This window comes from Sphaerisporangium sp. NPDC051017, assembly GCF_040683095.1.
Classification (GTDB): Bacteria; Actinomycetota; Actinomycetes; order Streptosporangiales; family Streptosporangiaceae; genus Sphaerisporangium.
In genome coordinates this window covers 1-24,018 of sequence record NZ_JBFBCI010000004.1, presented here as the reverse complement: position 1 = coordinate 24,018, position 24,018 = coordinate 1, and the positions used below count along the sequence as shown (strand labels likewise).

At 69.1% G+C, this 24,018-nt stretch carries 25 protein-coding genes; 17 read left to right on the top strand and 8 right to left on the bottom strand.

Annotated elements, in window-relative coordinates; genetic code table 11:
- Positions 1-7: 7 nt before the first annotated feature.
- From rpsB to AB0M95_RS05380, 5 genes are all read left to right on the top strand, one after another.
- The gene (gene rpsB / locus AB0M95_RS05400) at positions 8-955 is read left to right on the top strand and encodes a 30S ribosomal protein S2 (protein ID WP_363759860.1); all 948 of its coding nucleotides are present in this window, start codon (positions 8-10) and stop codon (positions 953-955) included.
- 118 nt (positions 956-1,073) lie between these two features.
- A complete protein-coding gene (tsf, locus tag AB0M95_RS05395) occupies positions 1,074-1,907 on the top strand; it encodes a translation elongation factor Ts (protein ID WP_363759857.1) in 834 nt (277 codons plus the stop codon).
- A 136-nt stretch (positions 1,908-2,043) separates the two neighbouring features.
- Positions 2,044-2,742: a UMP kinase gene (pyrH, locus tag AB0M95_RS05390; protein ID WP_358516535.1), complete on the top strand. Its 699-nt coding sequence runs from the start codon at positions 2,044-2,046 to the stop codon at positions 2,740-2,742.
- A gap of 9 nt (positions 2,743-2,751) precedes the next feature.
- Positions 2,752-3,309: a ribosome recycling factor gene (gene frr / locus AB0M95_RS05385; protein ID WP_363759854.1), complete on the top strand. Its 558-nt coding sequence runs from the start codon at positions 2,752-2,754 to the stop codon at positions 3,307-3,309.
- Between the two features lie 245 nt (positions 3,310-3,554).
- A complete protein-coding gene (locus tag AB0M95_RS05380; RefSeq protein WP_363759851.1) occupies positions 3,555-4,529 on the top strand; it encodes a phosphatidate cytidylyltransferase in 975 nt (324 codons plus the stop codon).
- A 7-nt stretch (positions 4,530-4,536) separates the two neighbouring features.
- On the opposite strand, the gene AB0M95_RS05375 is transcribed toward AB0M95_RS05380, so the two are convergent.
- Positions 4,537-5,574, bottom strand: coding sequence for a suppressor of fused domain protein (locus AB0M95_RS05375; protein ID WP_363759848.1), 1,038 nt, complete (start codon positions 5,572-5,574; stop codon positions 4,537-4,539).
- A 107-nt stretch (positions 5,575-5,681) separates the two neighbouring features.
- On the opposite strand from AB0M95_RS05375, the gene rlmN reads away from it, so the two are divergent.
- The gene (rlmN, locus tag AB0M95_RS05370; protein WP_363759845.1) at positions 5,682-6,785 is read left to right on the top strand and encodes a 23S rRNA (adenine(2503)-C(2))-methyltransferase RlmN; all 1,104 of its coding nucleotides are present in this window, start codon (positions 5,682-5,684) and stop codon (positions 6,783-6,785) included.
- Positions 6,786-6,820: 35 nt separating this feature from the next.
- Here the strand turns inward: rlmN and AB0M95_RS05365 are convergent, their stop codons facing one another.
- Entirely contained in the window at positions 6,821-7,075 is a 255-nt protein-coding gene (locus tag AB0M95_RS05365) for a hypothetical protein (protein ID WP_358515471.1), read from the bottom strand.
- A 369-nt stretch (positions 7,076-7,444) separates the two neighbouring features.
- Between AB0M95_RS05365 and rnhA the strand changes: the two genes are divergently transcribed.
- Positions 7,445-7,924: a ribonuclease HI gene (gene rnhA, locus AB0M95_RS05360; RefSeq protein ID WP_363759842.1), complete on the top strand. Its 480-nt coding sequence runs from the start codon at positions 7,445-7,447 to the stop codon at positions 7,922-7,924.
- Positions 7,925-7,999: 75 nt separating this feature from the next.
- Here the strand turns inward: rnhA and AB0M95_RS05355 are convergent, their stop codons facing one another.
- The 3 genes from AB0M95_RS05355 to AB0M95_RS05345 form a co-directional block, all read right to left on the bottom strand.
- Positions 8,000-8,800, bottom strand: a complete 801-nt coding sequence (locus AB0M95_RS05355; protein ID WP_363759839.1) for a methyltransferase domain-containing protein — start codon at positions 8,798-8,800, stop codon at positions 8,000-8,002.
- Between the two features lie 157 nt (positions 8,801-8,957).
- Positions 8,958-9,641, bottom strand: a complete 684-nt coding sequence (locus tag AB0M95_RS05350) for a hypothetical protein (RefSeq protein ID WP_363759836.1) — start codon at positions 9,639-9,641, stop codon at positions 8,958-8,960.
- Positions 9,638-10,384 (bottom strand): ATP-binding cassette domain-containing protein, encoded by a 747-nt coding sequence (locus AB0M95_RS05345; protein WP_363759833.1) that lies wholly within the window; start codon positions 10,382-10,384, stop codon positions 9,638-9,640. Before AB0M95_RS05345 ends, AB0M95_RS05350 begins: the two co-directional genes overlap by 4 nt.
- Positions 10,385-10,495: 111 nt before the next feature.
- On the opposite strand from AB0M95_RS05345, the gene AB0M95_RS05340 reads away from it, so the two are divergent.
- Positions 10,496-11,509 (top strand): DivIVA domain-containing protein, encoded by a 1,014-nt coding sequence (locus tag AB0M95_RS05340; protein ID WP_363759830.1) that lies wholly within the window; start codon positions 10,496-10,498, stop codon positions 11,507-11,509.
- Positions 11,510-11,647: 138 nt separating this feature from the next.
- On the opposite strand, the gene AB0M95_RS05335 is transcribed toward AB0M95_RS05340, so the two are convergent.
- Positions 11,648-12,151 carry an Lrp/AsnC family transcriptional regulator gene (locus AB0M95_RS05335; protein WP_358515455.1) on the bottom strand — a complete coding sequence of 168 codons (504 nt, stop codon included), beginning with the start codon at positions 12,149-12,151 and terminating at the stop codon, positions 11,648-11,650.
- A gap of 216 nt (positions 12,152-12,367) precedes the next feature.
- Between AB0M95_RS05335 and AB0M95_RS05330 the strand changes: the two genes are divergently transcribed.
- The 8 genes from AB0M95_RS05330 to AB0M95_RS05295 all read left to right on the top strand — a co-directional run bounded on the left by AB0M95_RS05330 (position 12,368) and on the right by AB0M95_RS05295 (position 21,361).
- On the top strand, positions 12,368-13,801 hold the full coding sequence (locus tag AB0M95_RS05330; protein WP_363759827.1) for an aminobutyraldehyde dehydrogenase: 1,434 nt from the start codon (positions 12,368-12,370) through the stop codon (positions 13,799-13,801).
- Positions 13,802-13,863: 62 nt separating this feature from the next.
- A complete protein-coding gene (locus tag AB0M95_RS05325) occupies positions 13,864-15,027 on the top strand; it encodes an ABC transporter ATP-binding protein (protein ID WP_358515449.1) in 1,164 nt (387 codons plus the stop codon).
- Positions 15,024-16,280, top strand: coding sequence for a spermidine/putrescine ABC transporter substrate-binding protein (locus AB0M95_RS05320; RefSeq protein WP_363759824.1), 1,257 nt, complete (start codon positions 15,024-15,026; stop codon positions 16,278-16,280). Before AB0M95_RS05325 ends, AB0M95_RS05320 begins: the two co-directional genes overlap by 4 nt.
- A 4-nt stretch (positions 16,281-16,284) precedes the next feature.
- Entirely contained in the window at positions 16,285-17,139 is an 855-nt protein-coding gene (locus AB0M95_RS05315) for an ABC transporter permease (RefSeq protein ID WP_363759821.1), read from the top strand.
- Positions 17,136-17,987, top strand: a complete 852-nt coding sequence (locus AB0M95_RS05310; protein ID WP_363759818.1) for an ABC transporter permease — start codon at positions 17,136-17,138, stop codon at positions 17,985-17,987. Before AB0M95_RS05315 ends, AB0M95_RS05310 begins: the two co-directional genes overlap by 4 nt.
- Positions 17,988-18,071: 84 nt before the next feature.
- Complete coding sequence (locus AB0M95_RS05305) at positions 18,072-19,466, top strand: FAD-dependent oxidoreductase (protein WP_358515438.1); 1,395 nt, start codon at positions 18,072-18,074, stop codon at positions 19,464-19,466.
- 187 nt (positions 19,467-19,653) lie between these two features.
- Positions 19,654-20,244, top strand: coding sequence for a YetF domain-containing protein (locus AB0M95_RS05300; protein ID WP_358527187.1), 591 nt, complete (start codon positions 19,654-19,656; stop codon positions 20,242-20,244).
- Between the two features lie 172 nt (positions 20,245-20,416).
- Positions 20,417-21,361, top strand: coding sequence for a ribonuclease Z (locus AB0M95_RS05295; RefSeq protein ID WP_363759814.1), 945 nt, complete (start codon positions 20,417-20,419; stop codon positions 21,359-21,361).
- Positions 21,362-21,549: 188 nt separating this feature from the next.
- Here the strand turns inward: AB0M95_RS05295 and AB0M95_RS05290 are convergent, their stop codons facing one another.
- A complete protein-coding gene (locus AB0M95_RS05290; protein ID WP_363759811.1) occupies positions 21,550-22,269 on the bottom strand; it encodes a hypothetical protein in 720 nt (239 codons plus the stop codon).
- Entirely contained in the window at positions 22,208-22,822 is a 615-nt protein-coding gene (locus AB0M95_RS05285; RefSeq protein WP_363759808.1) for an SDR family NAD(P)-dependent oxidoreductase, read from the bottom strand. Before AB0M95_RS05285 ends, AB0M95_RS05290 begins: the two co-directional genes overlap by 62 nt.
- Positions 22,823-23,072: 250 nt before the next feature.
- Between AB0M95_RS05285 and AB0M95_RS05280 the strand changes: the two genes are divergently transcribed.
- On the top strand, positions 23,073-23,780 hold the full coding sequence (locus AB0M95_RS05280) for a TetR/AcrR family transcriptional regulator (RefSeq protein ID WP_363759805.1): 708 nt from the start codon (positions 23,073-23,075) through the stop codon (positions 23,778-23,780).
- Positions 23,781-24,018 lie beyond the last annotated feature (238 nt).

The window sequence follows — 24,018 nt, the reverse complement described above, 5'->3', positions numbered from 1 at the left end:
CATACACATGGCCCCCGTCGTCACCATGCGGCAGATGCTCGAGAGCGGTGTTCACTTCGGGCACCAGACCCGTCGCTGGAACCCGAAGATGAAGCGCTTCATCCTCACGGAGCGCAACGGCATCTACATCATCGACCTGCAGAAGTCGCTGTCCTACATCGACCGCGCCTACGACTTCGTCAAGGAGACGGTCGCCCACGGCGGCACCATCCTGTTCATCGGCACCAAGAAGCAGGCCCAGGAGGCCATCGCCGAGCAGGCCGCGCGGGTCGGCATGCCGTACGTCAACCAGCGCTGGCTGGGTGGCATGCTCACCAACTTCTCCACCGTCCACAAGAGGCTTCAGCGTCTGAAGGAGCTCGAGGAGCTCGACTTCGACAACGTGGCAGGCTCCGGGCTCACCAAGAAGGAGCTCCTGATGCGCCGCCGCGAGAAGGACAAGCTCGAGCGCACCCTCGGCGGCATCCGCGACATGTCCCGCGTCCCCAGCGCGGTGTGGGTCGTCGACACCAAGAAGGAGCACATCGGGATCAGCGAGGCCCGCAAGCTGAGCATCCCGGTCGTCGCGATCCTCGACACCAACTGCGACCCCGACGAGGTCGACTACCCGATCCCGGGCAACGACGACGCGATCCGCGCCGTCAGCCTGCTCACCCGCGTGATCGCCGACGCGGTCGCCGACGGCCTGATGGCCCGTGCCGGTGCGACGCGCGGTGACGACAAGCCGTCCGGTGCCGCCGCCGAGCCGCTGGCCGAGTGGGAGCGCGAGCTGCTCGCGCGCTCGGACGAGGAAGCCACCGCTCAGGACGCCGCGCCCGCCGCCGAGGCGTCCGCCGAGGCTCCGGCGCAGGAGGCCGCCCCCGAGGCCGCCGAGGCTCCGGTGCAGGAGGCCGCTGAGGCTCCGGTGCAGGAGGCCGCCGCCGAGGCCGCCGAGGGCACCGACCAGCAGGGCTGAGTCTCGCCTCAGGTCGTGCGGGAATCGTCCGCCCGGCCGGCAAGGCTCCTTCCGGGTGGGTGTGCCTGACGCGGCGCACCCACCCGATCCACGACGACATCTCGACGAGGAAAAGACAATGGCTTCCGTGAACATGGCCGACGTCAAGCGGCTTCGTGAGCTCACCGCCGCCGGAATGATGGACTGTAAGAAGGCCCTGGAGGAGTCGGACGGCGACTTCGACAAGGCCGTCGACTTCCTTCGCGTCAAGGGCGCCAAGGACGTCGGCAAGCGCGAGACGCGCACCGCCTCCAACGGCCTGATCGCCGTCAAGCACGAGGGCGACTCCCTCGCCGCCCTCCTTGAGCTGAACTGCGAGACGGACTTCGTCGCCAAGGGCGAGCGCTTCCAGGAGCTGGCCGCCCTCGTCGTCGGCCACATCCTCGCCGCCCGGCCGTCCGATGTGCCGGCGCTGCTCGACTCCGAGATCGACGGCAAGAGCGTCAAGGAGCACCTCGACGAGGCCAACGCGGCCCTGGGCGAGAAGATCGAGATCCGCCGGTTCACGGTGCTGGACGGCGGCTACATCGTGTCCTACATGCACAAGACCGACCCGCAGCTTCCCCCGGCCGTGGGCGTGCTGATCCAGCTCGACGGCCCGAACGCCGAGGTCGCCAAGGACATCGCCCAGCACACCGCGGCGATGGCTCCGAAGTACCTCAGCCCGAACGCCGTCCCGGCCGACGTGGTCGAGAAGGAGCGTACGGTCTTCGAGCAGATGACCCGCGAGGAAGGCAAGCCGGAGGCCGCGATCGCCAAGATCGTCGACGGCCGCATCAACGGCTGGTACAAGGACTTCACGCTGGTCGAGCAGTCGTTCGTCAAGGACCCCAAGAAGACGATCGGCAAGTACGCGTCTGAGGCGGGTGTGAAGGTCCTGGCCTTCGCCCGCTACAAGGTCGGTCAGGCATAGGCTTAGCCCAAAGGAAGCTGACCAGCTGAGAACCGTCAACGAGGAGGCCGCCGCCGTGCAGGAGAACCAACGACCCGCTACGTCGGCGGCTTCGTCGTTCAAGTCGTACAACTGGCCGCTTCGCTGGAAGCGCGTCATGCTGAAACTGTCCGGTGAGGCGTTCGCGGGCGCCGAGCCGCTCGGAATCGACCCCGTGGTGGTCGCCAAGCTCGCCGACTCGGTCGCAGAGGCGGTGCGCGAGGGCGTCCAGGTCGCCGTCGTCGTCGGCGGCGGCAACATGTTCCGCGGCGCCGCGCTGTCCGAGCGCGGCATGGAACGCGCCCGCGCCGACTACATGGGCATGCTGGGCACGGTCATCAACTGTCTCGCCCTGCAGGACTTTCTGGAGAAGCGGGGCATCGAGACCCGCGTCCAGACCGCGATCACGATGCAGCAGGTCGCCGAGCCCTTCCTGCCCCGGCGGGCGATCCGCCACCTGGAGAAGGGGCGTGTGGTGATCTTCGGTGCGGGCCTCGGCTCGCCGTTCTTCTCCACCGACACCTGCGCCGCCCAGCGCGCGCTGGAGATCGGTGCCGAGGCGCTGCTCAAGGGCACCCAGGTCGACGGGGTCTACGATTCCGATCCCCGAAAGAACCCCGACGCCGTCCGCTTCGACCAGCTCGAGTACAGCGAGGTCCTCACGCGGGGCCTCGGGGTGATGGATGCCACGGCGATCAGCCTGTGCATGGACAACGGCCTGCCCATCGTGGTCTTCGACCTCATGGGCGAGGGCAACATCCTGCGGGCGGTCCGCGGTGAAAAGATCGGCACGCTGGTGAGTCCGGCAGGGAAATAGGGAGCCGCTGTGATCGACGAAACCCTCTTCGAAGCCGAGGAGAAGATGGACAAGGCGGTCGCGGTCGCCAAGGAGGACTTCGCGGCGATCCGCACCGGCCGGGTCAGCCCGTCAATGTTCAACAAGATCAATGTTGACTACTACGGGTCTCCGACGCCGGTGCAGCAACTGGCCTCGTTCCACGTCCCCGAAGCCCGCATGGTCATCATCCAGCCCTATGACAAGGGCTCGATGGTCGCCATCGAGAAGGCCATCCGTGACAGCGACCTCGGGGTGAACCCCGGCAACGACGGCGCGGTGATCCGCGTGGTGTTCCCCGAGCTGTCGGAGGAGCGCCGCCGCGAGTACATCAAGGTCGCGCGGAACAAGGCCGAGAGCAGCAGGGTCTCGGTGCGCAACATCCGCCGCCACGCCAAGGAGACCCTCGACAAGATGGTCAAGGACGGCGAGGCGGGCGAGGACGAGGTCCGCCGCGCCGAGAAGGAGCTCGACGACCTCACGCACAAGCACGTCGCCAAGATCGACGAGCTTCTCAAGCACAAGGAAGCCGAGCTGCTCGAGGTCTGAGCGCGCATCAGCCACGGTCAGGTAGGGGCGCTGCCACTCCGGTGCCTGCCGCGGGTGGGGCGCCTCGCCGCGCCGGGCCCATCGCGCTCCCTTCCCGCCGTCGCGGCGGGCCAGGCGTAGTGGGCCGTCGAGCGTGGCCGGCGGTACGAGGGTGGGAAACTGTGGAAGGTACGACGGCGGACGGTACCGGGCCGGCACCAGGTCGGCGGTCCGGGGCGCGTCCGCCCGCGGCTCCAGGCGGCCGTGTGGAAGGCCCTGAGGGGGGCGCCGACACCTCCTCCGCGGGAGGCGGCGACATCGGGGCTTCCGGCCCGGCGGGGCTCGTGCGGGCGCAGGCCAACGGCACCGCCCACGACGATGGGGTGGGCGATCCTGGGGACCACGGCCCGGTCCCGGCGGCCGGAAAGCCGAACGGCATTCGTACGGGCCGCAACCTCCCGGCCGCGATCGGCGTGGGCCTAGCGCTGGGGGCCGCCGTCCTCGGCACCCTCTACACGCAGAAGGCCCTTTTCCTCCTGGTGATCGGGGCGGCCGTCGGCATCGGCGTGGTGGAGATGATCCGCGCGTTCGGCGTGCGGGACATCCAGGTACCGCTGAAGCTCCAGTTGACGGGCCTGGCCGCGATGCTCGCCGGGGCGTACTGGGGCGGCCCGATCTGGTTGCTGGGCGCGTTCACGATCACCGTGCTGATCATGCTCTGCGAGCGGATGTTCAAGGGCGTGGACGGCTACGTCAGGGACGCCGCGGGAAGCGTCCTGACCTCGGTGTACCCCTCCCTGATCGCCGGGTTCGTGCCGCTGATGCTGGCCAAGCCGGACGGCGCCGACCGCGTGCTGCTCTTCATCGCCGTCACGGTGTCCAGCGACATCGGCGGCTACTTCGCGGGCATCCTGTTCGGCAGGCACAAGATGTCGATCATCAGCCCGAAGAAGACCTGGGAGGGTTTCGCGGGGTCCATCCTCGCCTGTGTGATCTGCGGGTCGCTTTTGATGCGGTTCCTGCTCGACGGCCAGTACTGGCAGGGCGCGATCATCGGTGTCGTTGCGGCCGTGTGCGCCACCCTCGGCGACCTGGTCGAGTCGGTCATCAAGCGCGATCTCGGCATCAAGGACATGGGCAGCCTGCTCCCCGGGCACGGCGGCCTGATGGACCGCCTGGACTCCCTGCTCGCGACGCTCGTCCCGATCTGGCTGCTCCTGGCGGCCTTCCTGCCAGGCTGAGAGGGCTTCAGAGGATCCGCCCGGGCAACGACAGCGACAGGGCCTCGTGCCCGCGTTCGGCGGCGATCCGCAGTTCGTGGTCGGTCAGCGGGATCAGCCAGAGCCAGCGCACCTCGTCGCCCCCGAACGTGAACCCCGACAGATCGGGCAGCCCGGGGACGGTGTCCAGCATCAGCACGCCCTCGTAGCCGCGGCCGAGCGGGAAGGTCGCCGGGGCGCCGTACCAGCGGGCGGTGTGGCCATGCCCGAGCCAGGTGATCGAGTGCCATGGGTACCGCGCCAGCCACAGGAACACCTGAGCCGCCTCCGCGGGCTCTCCCCGGGTGGCGATGGCCAGTTCGATGCGGGCGTAGGCGTCGGGCCGGTCGATGTACTGCTCTACGGTCGGCATGCGCTGGCAGCTCATCCCGACCGTCGACAGCACCGTGTAGCCGTTCTGCGGGCGCTCGGTGATGCCCACGGTGGGGAGTCGGTCCCCGCCGATGTCCCAGTACCGCGCCGGCGGGCCGACCCGCGTGTCCAGGTGGCTCATGACGAACTGCTGGAACGACTGCCACGCGCCGTCGCCGTGCCGCCATTCCCAGTACGAACGGGCCTTGGCGATCCGCGGCGCCAGCCCCTCCAGGGCCTCGTCCAGGGACCACGCGAACGGGGACTCGCCGACCGCGTCCCTGGCGTATCCGGGCATTCCGCGCTCCAGGTCCGCCCAGCCGGGAATGACCGCCAGGAGATCGCTGTTGCGAAACAGGGCCGCCCCGTCGCCCTCCTCGAACCAGAGCACCTCCAGTTCGGCGGCCGTGAACGGCGCCGTGCCCTCCGGGAGGCGCGTGTTGGCCACGGGCATGACGGGAGCGTGGCCCCGGCCGATCTGGTCCATGTCGACGAAGGGTGGCGCCTGTCCATGGTTGGCGAGCCACACGGCGCCGTGGATCCCGCCGTCGGCGCCGCGCAGGTAAGCTACCGAGGACGCCCCCTCGTACTCGACGGTCACCATGCGACTGCCATAAGGGCTGGTGTCGGTGAGGACGACATCGGTGGTGCCCAACGCCTTTCCGCCTTTCCGGTGTACGTCTCCCGTTCGGCCGTGGATCGCAATAGATCACACCAAGGGGCTGTGTAGTGCAGCTTCCGGCAAACTGTTAAGAGAAGGACATGTCCGCCGAGCTAACCTTTGTCGCCCCCCGGCGTGCGAAACCATCCCGCCACCTCGCTGACCTGACGATGGCCGAGCGGCGTACGGCCGTCGCCGAGCTGGGGGAGAAGCCGTTCCGCGCCGAGCAGCTCTCGCGGCACTACTTCGAGCGGCTCACCACCGACCCGGCGCACATGACCGACCTCCCCGCCGCGTCCCGCGACCGCCTCGTGACGAGCCTGATGCCCGGCCTGCTCACCTCGGTCAGAGAGATCACCTGCGACGGCGGCACGACCCGGAAGACCCTGTGGAAGCTCTTCGACGGCGCCCTGGTCGAGTCGGTCCTGATGCGCTATCCCGACCGGGTGACCATGTGCGTGTCCTCCCAGGCAGGATGTGGCATGAATTGCCCCTTCTGCGCCACGGGACAGGCCGGGCTGACCCGGAACATGTCGACCGCCGAGATCGTCGAGCAGGTCGTCGCGGGCGCCCGCGCGCTGGCCCGCGACGAGGTGCCCGGAGGTCCGGGGCGGGTGAGCAACATCGTCTTCATGGGCATGGGGGAGCCGCTCGCCAACTACAAGGCGGTCATCGGCGCCGTCCGGCGCATCACCGAACCCGCCCCCGAGGGGCTCGGCATCTCCGCCCGGGGGGTCACGGTCTCGACGGTCGGGCTCGTCCCGGCGATCGAGAAGCTCGCGAACGAAGGGCTGCCCGTGACGCTCGCCGTCTCCCTGCACGCCCCCGACGACGAGCTGCGCGACACGCTGGTGCCGGTCAACACCCGCTGGAAGGTCGCCGAGGTCCTGGACGCGGCCTGGAACTACGCGGCCATCACCAAGCGCCGCGTCTCCATCGAATACGCCCTGATCAAGGACATCAACGACCACGAGTGGCGGGCCGACCTGCTGGGCCGCCTGCTCAAGGGCAAGCTCGTCCACGTCAACCTGATCCCGCTCAACCCGACCCCGGGCTCGAAGTGGACGGCCTCGCGGCCCGAGGACGAGCGCGCGTTCGTCCACCGCCTGGAGTCCCACGGCGTCGCCGTCACCGTCCGTGACACGCGCGGCCGCGAGATCGACGGCGCCTGCGGCCAACTCGCCGCCGCCACCCCGGAGTCCTAGCCTGGCCGGCACATCCGATCGCGGAGGTGCCGGCCTCAGATGTATCTGAAGGCGTTGACGATCAGGGCCAGGAGGGCCAGCGTCACCGCGCCGATGAAAATCATGCGCCGCACCGCCGCCCAGGCCGAGGATTTCGCTCCGGGGATTTTGTCCGCGGCCTCTTTGGCGGTTTGGATGGCTTTGCCCCAGCCCGCCCAGGTGTCCACGGTCCGCTGGAAATTACGTCCCACGACGAACAGAATCGTCGCGACGATCACAATGATCAGCACACGCCCGTCGGGGCTGTCCATGGAGGCCTCCTGCCTGGGGAGAGGGCGTTCGGCTCCCAAAGTTATTGCACGGTCGACTGGCTCGGCAGAGAAAACATAATTTGAGCCTGCTTTGCCGTGTGCCTAGATTTGTGTATCCATATAATTGTTCACCATTTGCGGCTTCGCAGATGAACTGTGGTCGTATAGTCGTATTACCCTTTTGGTCGACGTGCCGCAGATGCGAGTTGTTGGTCACTGATTGAGATGAATGTCTACAGGGTCGTCCGGATACTCGAACGCGATTTCTTCTCGAGCGGCAAGGGACAGTGTGAGGCGGCCCTTGACTCATGTTCAGGCCGCATAATGGCATGACAGGCGCTGACCGCGAGACCGATGGAGTAGGAGGACATGCCGGCTGTGGAGGGCCAGGAGCAGGTGGCCGGTCGGGTCGTGGACATATACACCGACGGCGCGTGCAGGGGTAACCCGGGCCCAGGCGGCTGGGGGGCGGTGTTGCGCTACCGCCACACAGAGAAGGAGATCTACGGCGGTGAGGTCGGTACGACCAACAACCGCATGGAACTCATGGCCGCCATCATGGCCCTGGAGATCCTCACCCGGCCGGTTACCGTCCGCCTGTACACCGACAGCACATATGTCCGCAATGGCATCACCCAGTGGCTACGCGGCTGGAAGCGCAACGGTTGGCAGACGGCCGGCAGGCAGCCGGTCAAGAACATGGACCTCTGGCAACGCCTCGACGTGGCGGCCGCTCGGCACACCGTCGAGTGGCTCTGGGTCAAGGGCCACGCGGGCCACCCCGAGAACGAACGCGCCGATGCCCTCGCGCGCCGCGGCCTCGAGCAGGTCCTTAACGCCTCCAGGTGAGCGGATCAGCCGTACGAGTCATTGCATTGGTGACAGCCGGCGGCCCCGGCTGAGGGTCGGGGGCCGTGTGGTCCGTCAGGCTCGGCAGATGATTTCTCCGTGCAGGACGGTGAACCAGCCGTCGTCGGACGCTCCCCACGCGCGCCAGCCGTCCGCGATGCGCTCCAGATCGGGGCGGGTGGCGAAGTCGTACGAGACGATCTGCTCGGCCATGGCCGAGGACGTGATGCGCTCGGCCCACAGGCCGCTCCACCACGCGCGGTCGGCCGGGGTGGCGAAACACCACACCGCACCGGAGGCGGTGATGTCGCTGAACCCGGCCTGGCGAGCCCAGGACAGCAGGCGACGGCCCGCGTCGGGCTCGCCCCCGTTGGCGCGCGCCACCCGGTGGTACAGGTCCTGCCACTCGTCCAGGGCGGGCACCTGCGGATACCAGGTGAAGGTGGCGTAGTCGGAGTCGCGCGCGGCGACGATGCCGCCGGGCCTGCAGACGCGCCGCATCGCGACCAGCGCGCCGACCGGGTCGGCGACGTGCTGCAACACCTGGTGGGCGTGGACGATGTCGAACGACCCCTCCGGGTACTCCAGCCGGTACACGTCTCCGGCCTCGTAGACGACGTTCCGCAGCCCACGCCCCGCCGCGACGTCCCTGGCCTGCGCCAGGACTCCTTCGGCGGTGTCGATCCCCGTGACCTGCCCCGGAGCCACCACCTCCGCCAGATCGGCCGTGATCGTCCCCGGCCCGCACCCGACGTCGAGCAGGGACATTCCGGACCGCAGGTGCGGCAGCAGGTACGCGGCCGAGTTGGCGGCCGTGCGCCAGGTGTGCGAGCGCAGCACCGACTCGTGGTGACCGTGCGTGTAGACGGCGGACATGCCGATCAACTCCTCTGGGATCCGAACCGCTGCCAGCCTACGCTGGTGTCCACGATACGAGCGAGTATGTCTCGCATTTCGAGATAGTCAAAGCCGAAACGGCGCCGCCCCCTCGCGACGGGACGTCCCGGCGAGGAGGCGGTCTCGGAAGGAAGGGCTACGGGCGGGTGCGGCGTAGGTAGGTGTACGCGAGGAAGGCCAACGCGCACCACGCGAGGGTGATGGCGGCGAGGCCGGGGAGGGCGGAGGTCAGGAAGGCCGGTCGCCCGGCGTCGCGCATCCAGCTGATCAGCGGGACGGTCAGCCACGTGACGGGGGCCAGGCTGATCAGGAGCATCGCGACGTAGGCGCCGAGCATGACGAGCGTGGACGTCGCCTGGTCGCGCAGGATCGGGCGGCTGGACAGCGCGCCCAGGGCGGTGCCGGTGAGCAGGGAGAGGGCGTGCAGGGCCAGGCCGCCGGCCACCACCGCCCCGCCCGGCGTGACGGCGAAGCCGATGCCGAGGGGGGCGAGGACGGCCAGGCAGGCGAGGACGGCGTTCACCGCGGCCGAGGCGAGCAGGCCGGCCGTCACCTCGCGGCCGGGACGTCCGGAGGCCGTCACCGAGATGAGGCGCTGGACGTCCGGCTCGGTGTCGAGCAGGCCCCGCGCCGCCCAGGCGAAGACCGGGACCAGCAGGGCGGCGGAGTCGCCGTACGAGGAGAGTTCGTGGCCGGCCAGGACGCGCGTCGAGTACAGGATGATCAGGATGGCCAGCAGTCCCACGAACGGCTGGACGATCCGGTGGGAGCGCAGGTACGCGGCGGTCTTGAACCGCACGAGCATCAAGGTCGGCTTCATCCCGGCAGTCCTCGGATGTGGGCGTCGTAGCCGTCGGCGCGCAGTTTCTGGGCCACCGCGTCCGCCTCGTCCGCTTCCACCAGGACCTCGATCACGGTTTTGCCTGATATATCGGAAATATCGGTCAGGGCGCGGTCGGTGGGCGCGATGAGGCGGACGGTGTTGTTCTCGACGGCGAGGCGGGTGAGGCCGGGGTGGTCCGCCAGGCCGCTCTGGTGATCGCTGACGACGACGATGCCACCGGCGCCCGTGACCTCCTCGATGATCCGGGGCAGTTCGGCGCGGGTCTGCGCGTCCAGGCCGGAGAAGGGCTCGTCCATGACCAGCAGGCCGGGCGGCGCGAGGAGGGCCTGCGCGAGCCCCACCTTGTGCGCGCTCCCCTTGGAGAGGTCGCCGAGCGGAATGTCCAGCAGGGATGTCATGCCGAGGCGCTCGGCCCACGGCGCGACGGCGGACGCGGGCACGCCCCGGACGGCGGCCATGTGGGCGAGGTAGGCGGCGACCGTGAACGGCTGGCCCACGGGAAAGATCTCGGGGGCGTATCCGACGATCGGCGGGCGGTCGGCGATCGTGCCCCGGGTCGGGCGCGTCGTGCCGGCGAGGAGTCTCAGGAGGGTCGATTTGCCGGCGCCGTTGCGGCCGGTGACTTCGGCGACCGTGCCGGGTGGCAGGTCGAGACGCACGTCGTGGAGCACCCATGGGGCGCGGCGGGCGTAGCGGAAGGAGAGGTTCGCGAGCCGCATAGATCAGGAAGCTTACTCCCCTAGGGCTGACTCCCTGGATTTCCTTAAGTCATCCAATAAGAATGGTAAAGAGGATACGTATGCGGGGGCTGTGAACCGGGAGGACGCGGTTTGAACCGCTTTCCACGTGTACTTGCGTTACGCACCGGATACAACCCCGGGCAGGTCGATGCTCTCATCCGGCGGATCGAGGCGACCCTGGGCCGGGGCGCGCTGGAGGGCCCTCCGGTGACGGCGGACGAGATCCGCATGGCGGGCTTCGGCGCCAAACGCGGCGGCTACAACGAGATGGCGGTCGACTACGCGCTGGACGCCTTCGTGGTGGCCGTGGAGACCTTGCCCTTTCGTCCCGCGATGACCGCCGGGATCGCCGGGATCGCCGGGACCGCCATGACGACGGCGGCGACGGCAGGGCCCGGCGATGGCGGCCTGGCGAGGTTGCCCGGCATCCCGGAGCCTCGCCGGTACCCGGGAGGGCAGACGTTCCACGCCGCGCCGGTGCCCGCGTCCGAACTCGCCTACGGCGGGACGAGCGCGGGGCTGACGGACGAACCGGACGAAGAAGAGGAGGCCCCGACGCTGCCCGGGATGCCCGCGGTGCGCTCAGAGGGAGGAGGCCGACGGATCGCCGCCGCCGAGGGCAGGCCGCTCCACCCGCAGGACGTCGTCGCGCCCGTGGCGGGCGCCTGGGATCCCCTGGGACGCAACGAGCGGGTGCCCTGGACCCCGGCGCGAGCCGGGTACGGCCCTCCGGAGCCGGAGGCCGTGGGGAGCCTCCACGTCGGCCAGTCGGCCGAGGAGGCGCCGTCGGCCGACGAGGCGCTCGCCGCGGCCTGGCTGGAGGCCCAGGCGGCGAAGGTCGAGCGGATGCTCTTCCGCCGGGGACGCTTCGGAGCGGGATACCACGAGGGCCAGGTCGACATCTTCCTGGACCGCGTGGTGGCCACCCTGCGCGGCACGACCGATCTTCCGCTCACGGGGGACCAGGTCAGGGCGGCCAGGTTCGCGACGGTCCTGTTCAGGGCAGGGTACGCGGTGCCCCAGGTGGACGCCTTCCTCGCCGAGGTGGCCGACATCCTGGACCGCCGCGACGTCCTGACGGCCGAGCGGGCGCAGCGCGTCTGAGGCCGGCCGGGCGTCCCGGGCCGCCGCGCGTCCGAGCCGTCTCGCGGGCCGGGTAGCCTGGCCGGCGAAGGCGTCAGGGCAGGTCAGCGGGGTGAACCGGGCCGCCGCGAGGCGCTTGGAGGAACGTGGGGAAGGAGGTCAGCGGGTGCCCCAGGAGTAGGACTGCTTGCGGAGCTTGAGGTAGACGAACGTCTCGGTGGCACGGACGGTGGGGATGGCGCGGATCTTGCCGAGGATCTCCAGCAGGTGGGAGTCGCCCTCGCAGACGACCTCGACCATGATGTCCAGCGATCCCGCGGTGAGCACGACGTAGTCGATCTCGTCGATGGACGACAGGTTGTCGGCCACCGTCTCCAGGTCACCCTCGCACTTGATGCCGATCATCGCCTGGCGGGGGAAGCCGAGGGTGAGCGGGTCGGTCACGGCGACGATCTGCATCACCCCGGCGTCGAGGAGCCGCTGGACGCGCTGGCGCACGGCGGCCTCCGACAGTCCGACGGCCTTGCCGATGGCGGCGTAGGGCTTGCGCCCGTCCTCCTGGAGTTCCTCGATGATGCGCTTGGAGATATCGTCCAGAACCACGGGCCCCGGCCTGGCGTCGTTGTGGTTGTTGTCCCGTCGCGCTTTCGGCGGCGTGGTCATCTCCGTGCGTCCTCCCTGCGACCGGACGGCTACAGCAAGCTGATTACGTGGCCGTTCCGGTGATGTTGCCGTCCTGGTGCGACATGTTGTCAGTTCACCGCGCCCTGTCAAGCGATTTCGTAGCAATTTGATATATTCGCGACGAAATCCCTTGTCGTGGCGTCCGACCTCTGTCAGAGTCGCGACAACTCAGCCCACTCACGAGGAGGTCGAGCTTTGACCACCCGTCTCCAGAACTTCATCAACGGCGAGCTCGTGGATGCCAAGAGCGGTCGGTTTTCCGATGTGATCGATCCGAGCACGGGGGAGGCCTACCTTCAGGCGCCGGTCTCCCGTCAGGAGGACGTTGACGCAGCCTACGCCGCGGCGGTCGCCGCGTTCGAGTCGTGGGGGCAGACGACGCCGGGTGAGCGTGCCGGGTACTTGTTGAAGATCGCCGACGCCATAGAAGCACGGGCCGAGGAGCTTGTCGAGGCCGAGTGCCTCAACACCGGCAAGCCGCGGGCGCGCATGGCCGAGGACGAGATCCCGCCCGCCGCCGACCACTTCCGCTTCTTCGCGGGCGCCGTGCGCACCCTGGAGGGCCCGAGCTCGGCCGAGTTCCTGGCCGACCACACCTCGGTGATCCGCCACGAGCCGATCGGCGTGATCGGGCAGGTCACCCCGTGGAACTACCCGCTGATGATGGCGGTATGGAAGATCGCCCCGGCGCTCGCCGCGGGCAACACGGTGGTGCTCAAGCCGTCCGACACCACGCCGGTCTCGACCCTGAAGATGGCCGAGATCGTCGGCGAGGTCCTCCCCGCGGGCGTTTTCAACGTCGTCGCCGGGGACCGCGAGACCGGCGCCCTGGTCGTGGGCCACCCGTCCGCGTCGATGGTCGCGATCACGGGCTCGGTGGGCGCGGGCGTGCAGGTCGCGCGGTCCGCGGCCGACGACGTGAAGCGCGTGCACCTGGAGCTCGGCGGCAAGGCGCCCGTCGTCGTCTTCGAGGACGTCAAGGACGTCGCCGCCGTGGCCGAGGCCATCGCGGGCGCGGGCCTCTACAACGCCGGCCAGGACTGCACGGCGGCCTGCCGCGTGCTGGTCCACGAGAGCATCCACGAGCCGTTCGCGGCGGCCCTGGCCGAGGCGGCCGCGGCCACCAAGACCGGCCTCTACGGCGACGAGGACGCGTACTACGGCCCGCTCAACAACGCCGCCCACCTCGCCCGCGTCGAGGGCTTCCTGGAGCGCGTCCCCGGCCACGCGAAGGTCCTCACCGGGGGCAGGCGCATCGGGGAGAAGGGTTACCTGTTCGAGCCGACCGTCGTGGACGGCCTGCGGCAGGACGACGAGATGGTGCAGACCGAGGTGTTCGGCCCGGTCATCACGATCCAGACGTTCAGCGACGAGGCCGACGCGCTCGCCAAGGCCAACGACGTGAAGTACGGCCTGTCGGCGTCGGTGTGGACGTCCGACCACGGGCGGGCGATGCGCCTGTCCCGGCGGCTGGACTTCGGCGTGGTCTGGGTGAACACCCACATCCCGTTCGTCTCGGAGATGCCCCACGGCGGCTTCAAGCACTCGGGCTACGGCAAGGACCTGTCGGTCTTCAGCCTGCACGACTACAGCCGCGTGAAGCACGTCATGCACTACATCGGTGAATGACCACCTGCCCCGCGCGCCGTATCGGTGCACGGATTCAGATATCAGATGAGGGATAGCCTGGAATGACCGATATCCAGGCGGGCAAGGAGGCGGCCGCTCCGGCCGCCTCCGACATCTCCCCGGTGCCCGCCATCGAACTCGACGGAGTCGTCAAGGAGTACCACGCGCACGGTGAGGTCGTGCAGGCGGTCAAGGGCGTGAGCCTGTCGATCGCCGAGGGAGAGTTCTTCTCCATGCTCGGACCGTCGGGCTGCGGCAAGACCACCACCATGCGGATGATCGCCGGGTTCGAGGACCCGTCCCGGGGGACCGTACGCCTGCACGGGCAGGACGTCACCAACGTGCCGCCCAACAAGCGCGACGTGAACATGGTGTTCCAGTCCTACGCGCTGTTCCCACACATGAACGTGTGGGAGAATGTCGCCTTCGGGCTCCGGCGCAAGCGCGTCCCCGAGCAGGAGATCAAGCGGCGGGTCGGCGAGATGCTGGAGATCGTCGACCTCACCGGCCGCGAGAACCGCCGGCCGCGGCAGATGTCGGGCGGCCAGCAGCAGCGCGTGGCGCTCGCCCGCGCCCTGGTGAACAACCCCCGGGCCCTGCTGCTGGACGAGCCGCTCGGCGCCCTCGACCTCAAGCTGCGCCAGGCCATGCAGATGGAGCTCAAGCGCATCCAGCGCGAGGTCGGCATCACCTTCGTGTACGTGACCCACGACCAGAACGAGGCGCTCACCATGAGCGACCGCATCGCCGTCATGAACGACGGCCTGGTCGAGCAGCTCGCGGGGCCGAGGGAGATCTACGAGCGCCCGGCGACCACGTTCGTCGCCGGTTTCATCGGGACGTCCAACCTGCTCAGCGGCACGGCCGACCACGTCAGCGGAGGCACGGCCGTGATCCGCGTCGCCGAGGGCGAGCGCGTGCTGGTGCCGGTCGGCGGCCAGACCCGCGAGGGCGGCCAGGTGGAGGTCACCGTCCGCCCGGAGAAGATCCGGATCTCCCGCGAGGAGCCGGCCGCGGACGTCAGCGCGGTGCGCGGCGTCGTGTCCGAGGTGGTCTATCTCGGCACCTACAACAGCTACGCCGTCAACCTTTCGAGCGGTGCAGAATTCACGGTGTTCGAGCAGAACGCCCGGGACAGCAGCATCACGGCGGAGCGCGGCGAATCCGTCTGGTTGTCATGGCAGCCGCAGCACTCGTACGCGATTGGAAGTCGAACCACCTCATGACCAGCCCTCCACGTGATCTCGCGTTCCTGCGTGGCCTGACGCAGAGCCGCACCCGATCCTCCCTCACCCGCCGTGACGCGCTGCGCCTCGGAGGGCTGTCCGCCGCCGCGCTGGGCCTGGCCGCGTGCGGAGTCCAGGGGAAGAAGGTCGAGCCTCCGAAAGCGAGCGCCGCCGCCGGGTACTGGGCGGACAAGAAGAAGAACGGCGTCCTGCGGTGGGCCAACTGGCCGCTGTACATGGAGAAGAAGGGGAACTCCTACCCGACCCTGGAGGCGTTCACCAAGGACACCGGCATCCAGGTGACCTACCAGGAGGCCATCCAGGACAACTCCACCTGGTTCGGCAAGATCCAGCCGCAGCTCGCCGCCGGGCAGGACATCGGCTTCGACATGATGGTGATCACGAACGGCATCCACCTCGGCCGGGCCATGGCGCTCGGCTACCTGGTCCCGCTCGACCACTCCAAGCTGCCGACGTTCAACGCCAACGTGGGGGCCAAGTACAAGAACCCGTCCTACGACCCGGGCAACACCTACACCGTGCCCTGGCAGTCGGGCCTGACGGGCATCGCGTACAACCCGAAGTACGTCGACGGGGACATCACCAGCATCGAGGAGCTGTGGAACCCCAAGTACAAGGGCAAGGTCGGCATGATGATCGACACCCAGGAGATCGCGAACTTCGCGTTGTTCGCGCTGGGCATCGACCCGGACAAGTCCGTGCAGGCCGACTGGGAGAAGGCCGGGCAGAAGCTCCAGCAGCAGCGCGACGCCGGTCTCGTCCGCAAGTACTACGAGAACGACTACGTGGACGCGCTGGTCCGCGGGGACATCTGGATGTGCATGGCCTGGTCCGGCGACATCTACCAGCAGAACGCCGAGGGGCAGGACCTCAAGTTCGTCGTCCCCAAGGAGGGCGCGACGATCTGGACCGACAACATGTGCATCCCCAAGACCGCGCAGAACCCGGTCGACGCGCTGGCGATGATGGACTACGTCTACAAGCCCGAGATCGCCGCGCACCTGGCCGAGTACATCACCTACATCACCCCCGTGCCCTCGGCGCAGGAGATCATCAAGGCCGACGCCGCCAAGGCGAGCGGGGACGACAAGAGGGCCCTGGAGATGGCCGCCACCAGCCCGTTGATCTTCCCCTCCGAGTCCGACATGGCCAGGCTGCGCTCCTACAAGTCCCTGACCACGGCCGAGGAGAAGGCCTTCGAGGGGATTTTCCAGCCGATCACGCAGGGCTGACGCCATGAGACAGAAGATCGCGCCGTACCTGCTGATCCTCCCGGGCGGGCTCTGGCTGCTGTGCTTCCTGGTGGTGCCGCTGGTCTTCATGGCGTCGGTCTCCACCCAGGAGGGCGACGTCGTCAACGGCTTCGTCCAGACCTTCCACCTGGCGAGCTTCGGCGACGCGCTCGGCGAGTACAAGACGCAGTTCCTGCGCTCGGCCGGGTACGGGCTGGCGGGGACGGTGCTCACCATCCTGCTCGCCTACCCGGTGGCCTACTGGATCGCCTTCAAGGCGGGCGCGCGCAAGTCGACGTACCTGCTGCTGGTGCTGCTGCCGTTCTTCGTCTCGTTCGTGCTGCGGACGGTGTCGTGGAAGTTCCTGCTCGCCGACGACGGCATCCTGCTTCAGCCGCTGAAGGACGCCGGGCTGCTGCCCGCGGACTTCCACGTGCTGCAGACGACGGTGGCGGTGATCGGCGGGCTGACGTACAACTACCTGCCGTTCATGGTGCTGCCGATCTACGTGGCGCTGGAGCGCGTGGACCCGCGGGTCGTCGAGGCGGCCCAGGACCTGTACGCGACGCGCCGCGACTCGTTCCTCAGGATCGTGCTGCCGCTGTCGCTGCCCGGGGTGTTCGCGGGCGTCCTGATGACATTCGTGCCGATGACGGCGGACTACGTGAACGCCTCGATCCTGGGCGGCCCGGCGAATACGATGATCGGTAACATCATCCAGACGGAGTACCTCGTGAACAACGACTATCCGGCTGGCGCGGCGCTGTCGTTCATCCTCATGGCGGCGATGCTCATCGGCATCTTCGCCTACGCCAAGGCCCTCGGCACCGAGAACGTCTTGGAGGCGGCGGCGCGATGAGCGGTTCACTCAGCCCGGCCCTGCCCGCCGAGGCACGGCAGGCGCATGTGGGCGTGCCGAGGCGCCCGCGCGCCCGGTGGGGCGACCGGCTGCTGTACGTCTACACGTGGCTCGTCCTGCTCTGGCTGTTCGCGCCCATCGCGGTGATGATCGCGTTCGGCTTCAACGACACCAAGAGCAAGTCGAACGTGAGCTGGCAGGGGTTCACCTTCAAGTGGTGGGGCCGACTCGGGGACTACCCCGACCTGACCACCGCCGTCACGAACTCGATCAGCATCGCGCTGCTGGCCACGCTCATCACCACCGTGCTCGGCACGCTGATGGGCATCGCCCTCGGCCGCTACCGCTTCCGCGGGCAGGGGCCGACCAACCTGGTGATGTTCGCCGCGATCTCATCGCCCGAACTGGTCATGGGCGCCTCGCTGCTGTCGCTGTTCATCAGCCTCGGCGTGCAGACGGGGTACGCGACGATCGTGCTGGCGCACGTGCTGTTCTCGGTGTCGTTCGTCGCGGTGACCGTGCGGGCGCGCGTGGTCGGCCTGGACGGGTCGGTGGAAGAGGCCGCGCGCGACCTCGGCGCCTCCGCCTGGATCACGTTCTGGCGGGTCACGTTCCCGATGATCCTGCCGGGCGTGGTCTCCGGCGCGCTGCTCGCCTTCGCCCTGTCGATCGACGACTTCGTCATCACGCAGTTCACCAGCGGGGCGACGATCACCTTCCCCCTGTGGATCTACGGCGCGGTCCGCATCGGCGTGCCCCCGCAGGTCAATATCCTTGGCACCCTCATCTTCGCGGTGGGCGTGGTCATCGCGGTCGTCAACACCCTGACCTCGCGCCGCCGCACCTAGAGACGGGAAACACCCGCCTGGCACCGGGAACACGGCGTTCCCGGCCCAGGGAAAAACGACGCTGTTCGTTGGGACGTGAAATGTGTGGATCCGCTGAAAGCACTGGCTGACGCGGAGCGTAAGCCGTACTGGTTGGACAGTCCGGACAAACCCGAGCCGCTACCGCGGCTCTTCGACAGCACGACCGCCGACCTGGCCGTGGTCGGCGGCGGCTTCTCCGGCCTCTGGGCGGCCTTGATGGCCAAGGAACGCGACCCCTCGCTCGACGTCGTCCTGCTGGAGGGCAGGCGCGTCGGCTGGGCGGCCTCCGGCCGTAACGGAGGCTTCTGCGTCGCGAGCCTCACCCACGGGCTCGGCAACGGCCTCAGCCGCTGGCCCCGCGAGGTCTCCACGCTCGTTCGCCTGGGCGCGGAGAACCTCGACGAGATCGAGGGGACGGTCGCCAAGTACGGCATCGACTGCGCGTTCGAGCGCACCGGCGAGCTGCACGTGGCCACCGAGCCGTGGCAGCTCGACGCGATGGCGGAGGAGACCGGCATCGCCCGCGAGCTCGGCCTGGACATGCGCCTGCTCAACGCCGAGCAGGTCCGCGCCGAGGTCGACTCGCCGACCTACGTCGGAGGGCAGTGGGAGCGGGACGGCTGCGCGATGCTGGACCCGGCCCGCCTGGCGTGGGGGCTGCGCGAGGCATGCCTGTCGCTGGGCGTCCGCATCTACGAGCGCAGCCCGGTGCGCTCGCTGCGCGACGACGGCACGACCATGGAGCTGATCACCCCGCACGGTGGCGTGCGGGCGGCCCGGGTCGCGCTCGGCACGGGGGTGTTCCCGCCCTTGCTCGGACGGCTGCGCAACTTCCTGGTTCCGGTGTACGACTACGCGCTGATGACCGAGCCGCTCACGCCGGAGCAGCTCGCGTCGGTGGGCTGGCACAACCGGCAGGGCGTCGGCGACGGCGGGAACCAGTTCCACTACTACCGGCTCACCACGGACAACCGCATCCTGTGGGGCGGGTACGACGCGGTGTACTTCAACGGGGGCAGGGTCAGGCAGGAGTACGAGCAGAGGGACGCGACGTTCGCGACCCTGGCCGCGCACTTCTACACCACCTTCCCCCAGCTCGCCGGAGTGCGGTTCACGCACCGCTGGGGCGGGGTGATCGACACCTGCAGCCGCTTCAGCGCGTTCTTCGGCACGGCGCACAAGGGACGGCTCGCCTACGCGGTCGGGTACACCGGGATGGGCGTGGGCGCGACGCGGTTCGGCGCCAACGTCATGCTGGACCTGCTGGAGGGTGAGCCGACCGAGCGCACCGAGCTGCGCATGGTGCGCGAGAAGCCGATACCGTTCCCGCCGGAGCCGATCCGCTCGGGCGTCATCCAGCTCACCCGGTGGTCGATCGCCCAGGCGGACGCCCACCAGGGGCGGCGCAACCTGTGGCTGCGCACGCTCGACCGGCTGGGACTCGGCTTCGACTCCTGAGAACCCGCCGAGCCGGAGGCGCGGCCATGGGCTGGTTCGGGGCGTCCCCTCCGGGGCGCCCCGAACCGCCGGGCGGAGCGAGGCAATAGGCAGAGCATGATGGGAGGTTCGTACGGGGTCCGCTCCGTACGGACCTCCGCCCGCGCGGCGGGGGGATCGGCGCGACGCTTCCGATGAGGAGACCTCCGTGTGGCACGACATGTTCACCTTCCAGATCCCGCTGGCCGAGAAGCTGCTCAGGACCGTCCTGATCTACGCACTGATCGTCGTGGTCTTCCGCGTGGCGGGAAAGCGGGACATGGCCGGGCTCAACACGTTCGACTTCGTGGTCATCTTCCTGCTGTCCAACGTCGTGCAGAACGCGGTGATCGGCAATGACAACAGTCTGGTGGGCGGCGTCGTCGGCGCGGTCACCCTCGTCGTCACCAACGAGCTGCTGAACCACCTGGCCGTGCGGTACGCGTGGGTGTCGCGGCTGGTCCAGGGCACCTCGACGATCGTCATCCGTGACGGCCGCCCCGTGACCGAGAACCTGCGCCGCCTCGCGCTGTCCACGAGAGAGCTGGAACACGCCGTGCGCATCCAGAACGGCGACGAGATCGGCGAGGTCCAGGTCGGCGAGCTCGCCGAGACCGGGCATCTGGTGCTCACGCTGCGGCCGGAGGAGCAGAGCGCCGACAAGGCGGACATCGCCGCGCTGAATCGCCGGCTGGACGCCATCGACGCGTTGCTCGCCTCCCTCGCGGCGTCGCGCGACGGCCGTCCGCAGGGCGCCTGAACATCACAGGTCGAAGATTTCCATCGTTATGTGCACCTAGGTGATTTCTGGGCAGACGCTTATAAAAGTCCCGCGCCCGTACCCGGCCCCGCGGGCCCGGCGATGCCCCGCGTGTCGCCGCCACAGGAAAACCTGGAGCTCCGGGAGCGTCCGGGGGTCTATCGTGGCGCAGGTGTCCACGCGCGAGCTCGTCGTCCTCGGCACCGCCAGCCAGACGCCCACCCGTAACCGCAACCACAACGCCTACCTGCTCCGCTGGGACGGCGCGGGCCTGCTGTTCGACCCGGGCGAGGGCACCCAGCGGCAGATGATCCTGGCGGGGGTGGCCGCGACCGACGTCACCCGCATCCTGATCAGCCACTTCCACGGCGACCACTGCCTCGGCGTGCCCGGCGTCGTCCAGCGCCTGTCCCTGGACCGCGTGCCGCACCCGGTGTACGCCCACTTCCCGGCCTCGGGCGCCGAGTACTTCGCCCGCCTGCGGCACGCCAGCTCCTACCACGAGACCGCCACCGTCATAGCCCAGCCCGTGCACGCCCCCGGAGTGATCGCCGAGGGCGCCTTCGGCCGGATCGAGGCCCACCCCCTGGACCATCCCGTCCAGGCATACGGCTACCGGCTGGTCGAGCCCGACGGGCGCCGCATGCTGCGCGACCGCCTCGCGGCCCTCGGTGTCAGCGGCCCCCGCGTCGGCGAGCTGCTGCGCGAGGGAAGCATCCGCGTGAACGGGCGCACGGTGACCATTGAGCAGGTCAGCGAGCCCCGGGCCGGCCAGCGGTTCGCCTTCGTCATGGACACCCGCCTGTGCGAGGGCGTCCACACTCTCGCCGAGGGCGCAGACATGCTGGTCATCGAGTCGACGTTCCTGGACGCCGACGCCCGCCTGGCGCACGAGTTCGGCCACCTCACCGCCGGCCAGGCGGCCCGCGTGGCCCGCGAGAGCGGCGTCCGCCGCCTGGTCCTGACCCACTTCAGCCAGCGCTACCCCGACGCCACCGCCTTCGCCGCGGAGGCCCGCCGCCACTTCGACGGCGACCTGGTCATCGCCGAGGACCTGATCCGCGTCCCCGTCCCTCCCCGCCGCGCGGCCGGCGGGGAGTGGGCCGATGGCACATAGGCGGCGGCAGCCTCGGGCTCCAACGTGCCGAGCATCTGGATCTATCCCTGGCCGGCGAGAATGAGCATCGTCCCGTCGGCCTGCGTGCGCTGCGCCGTGACCGGGTGGACCCGGCGGTACCACGGTATGGTCACCGCTCACGCCGCCGCAGTCGCCTGCCCGGACGGTGCTGCTGTCGGACCGGCCCGTCACAACCTGAGGTATCCGAAGAACCGCCCGTGGGGGTCGTACTGTTCGCGCAGTTCCTCGAGGCGTCGCTCGTTGTCCTCGGCGAGGTAGCGCCACGGCCGGTTGACGAGGTTTTCATCGCCGAGCTGGATGCCCTTGGAAAGGGGTTCGAGCCGCCGCATCTGGCCGGTCACCCAGCCGACGTATGCGTCGTCCTGCGCCGGGTCGTCCCACCCGGCGTACGCGGCGATGTAGAAGCGGCCCGTGTTGGAGAACGCGGCGTCGATCGGGTGGCCGGGCCATGGGTACCACAGGACGTGGGAGATCTCGTTCGGCACCGTGGTGAACAGCTCGCGCAGCTGCGGGACGAGCACGTCGGCGCCGGCATCGGTCCACATGTTGTCGGCGAGCCAGCGGTGCCCGGACGGCTCCAGTGCGTCGACGGCGGCGTACATCTGGTCCATGGTGGCCGGGAACGTCGCGCGGGTGAGGGCGGAGTCGATCACCGGGTTGGTGTCGAGCGGTGACAGGATGTCCAGTGCTTCGGCCTCGGTCGAGGCCATGGCGCAGGTGATGATCTGGATGGCGGTCGGCCCGGGGGCGGGCCGACCGTCCGGGAGTCGCGGGTTGGTCGCGAGGAAGAGGATCTCCACGCGCGGATCGAGGTCCGGCCCCGTTTCAATCGCCCAGGTCAGCAACTCCTCGTATACGTCGAGCGGGTACACGTGAACGCTGGCCATGGTCACCGGCGGCCTGGGGTGGGTTCGCAGGTAGAAGCGCGTGACGATGCCGAAGCGCGACCGCGCCCTTCGCGGCGCCGTGCGCGCTCATCGGTGCGGCCGTGGCCCGCGAGGCGATGATCGAGGCGGTGTTGATGATGACCCCGCCGCCCTGCGCGCACATCGTCGGCCAGACGGCCCGGGTCGTGAGGTACGTGGGGTCCAGGTCGTTGCGCATCGTCACGCGCCAGTCCTCTTCCGGCGCCGCACCGAAGGGCCCCATCGCGTGACCGCCGGCGTTGTTGTAGAGCACGTCGATGCGGCCGAACCGCTCGACGACCTCGTCCACCCACGCCGTGACCGCGGCGGGCTCCCCCAGGTCCACGGGCGCGGTGCCGGCGATGGTGCCGCCTGCCTCGGTGACGAGCCGAACGGTCTCCTTCAAGCCCTCGGGCCGCATTCCGCAGCCTGCGATCAGCGCACCCTCGGCTGCGAAGAGCCGGGCCGCGGCCCGGCCGATGCCGGAGGTGATTCCGGTGATCAGGGCGACCTTGCCCTCCAGACGTCCGGCCATGACTCAGTTCTCCCGCCGGTTCTCGACGGCGGCGGGGCATCTGGCAGCCCGGTGGCTTCTGCGGCAGGGAAGTCCGGTCCTAGTGATCATCGAGCCCTCCCAGGGACTGTTATCAGTGACATTGTTTTTATGTTAGCGATGCATGGACATGCGTACGCCAAACGGGAAATCTTGTCAATATGACCGGCGCCTGATGAGCCTGCTCACAGCCGAGTGCGAACGTTAACGACGTACGGTTAGCATTGCGGGAGTGGCACCCAGGTCTCCCGCCCCAGCGGCCAAAACCCGCCGGCGGATCATCGAAGCGACGTCCTCCTTGCTCACCGAAGGCGGCCCGGAGGCGCTCTCCACCCGCGCGATCTGCGCCGCGGCGGGCGTGCAACCGCCGACGATCTATCGCCTGTTCGGCGACAAGCAAGGCCTCATCGACGCGGTCGCCGCGCACGGCATGGAGCTCTATCTCGCAGGCAGGCCCGAGCCGGACCCGGACGCCGACCCGGTCGAAGCGCTCCGGCTCGGCTGGGACGAGCACGTCGGCTTCGGCCTGGCCAACGCCGCGCTCTACACGGTCGTCTTCGGCACCCCCCGAGCCAGCCGTCCTTCCCTCGCGGCCCGCACCACCGTCGCGCCGCTCGCCGCGCGGATCCACAACATCGCGCAGGCGGGCAGGCTCCGGGTCGGCGAACACCTCGCTGTGCGGCTGGTGTTCGCCTCGGGCTGCGGGACCGTACTGACCCTGCTCGCGACCCCGGAGGACGAACCCGACCTGACCCTCTCGAAGGCCGCCCGGGAGGCGGTGATCGCCGCGATCACCGTCGACAAACCCCGACCGATCAGGCCGGGCGTCAAAAGCGCCGCGATCGCGCTGCGCGCGCTGCTCGACGAGACGGACGCGCTGACCACCGAAGAGTCCGCACTCCTGCGCGCCTGGCTCAACCGGATCGCCCATGCCGGTTGAACTCTCCGGCGGCGGCACGCGTCGTACACGACGCGGGAACCCGCCTCCTGGTGGCTGTTCGGCCGCCAGGAGTTGACGCGCGGATGTGCCGGGGCCGAGTTCGGACGCCCGCGGCCAAGGCACAGCCGTCGATCAAACCCTGAGTGTGTCACGAACGCCGAAAGGAGCTGCTGGTGTAGGCGCAGTTTCTTGATGTGGTGCTGCGTAAGAGATGGAGGATTCTTGGCCCTCCAGCGTC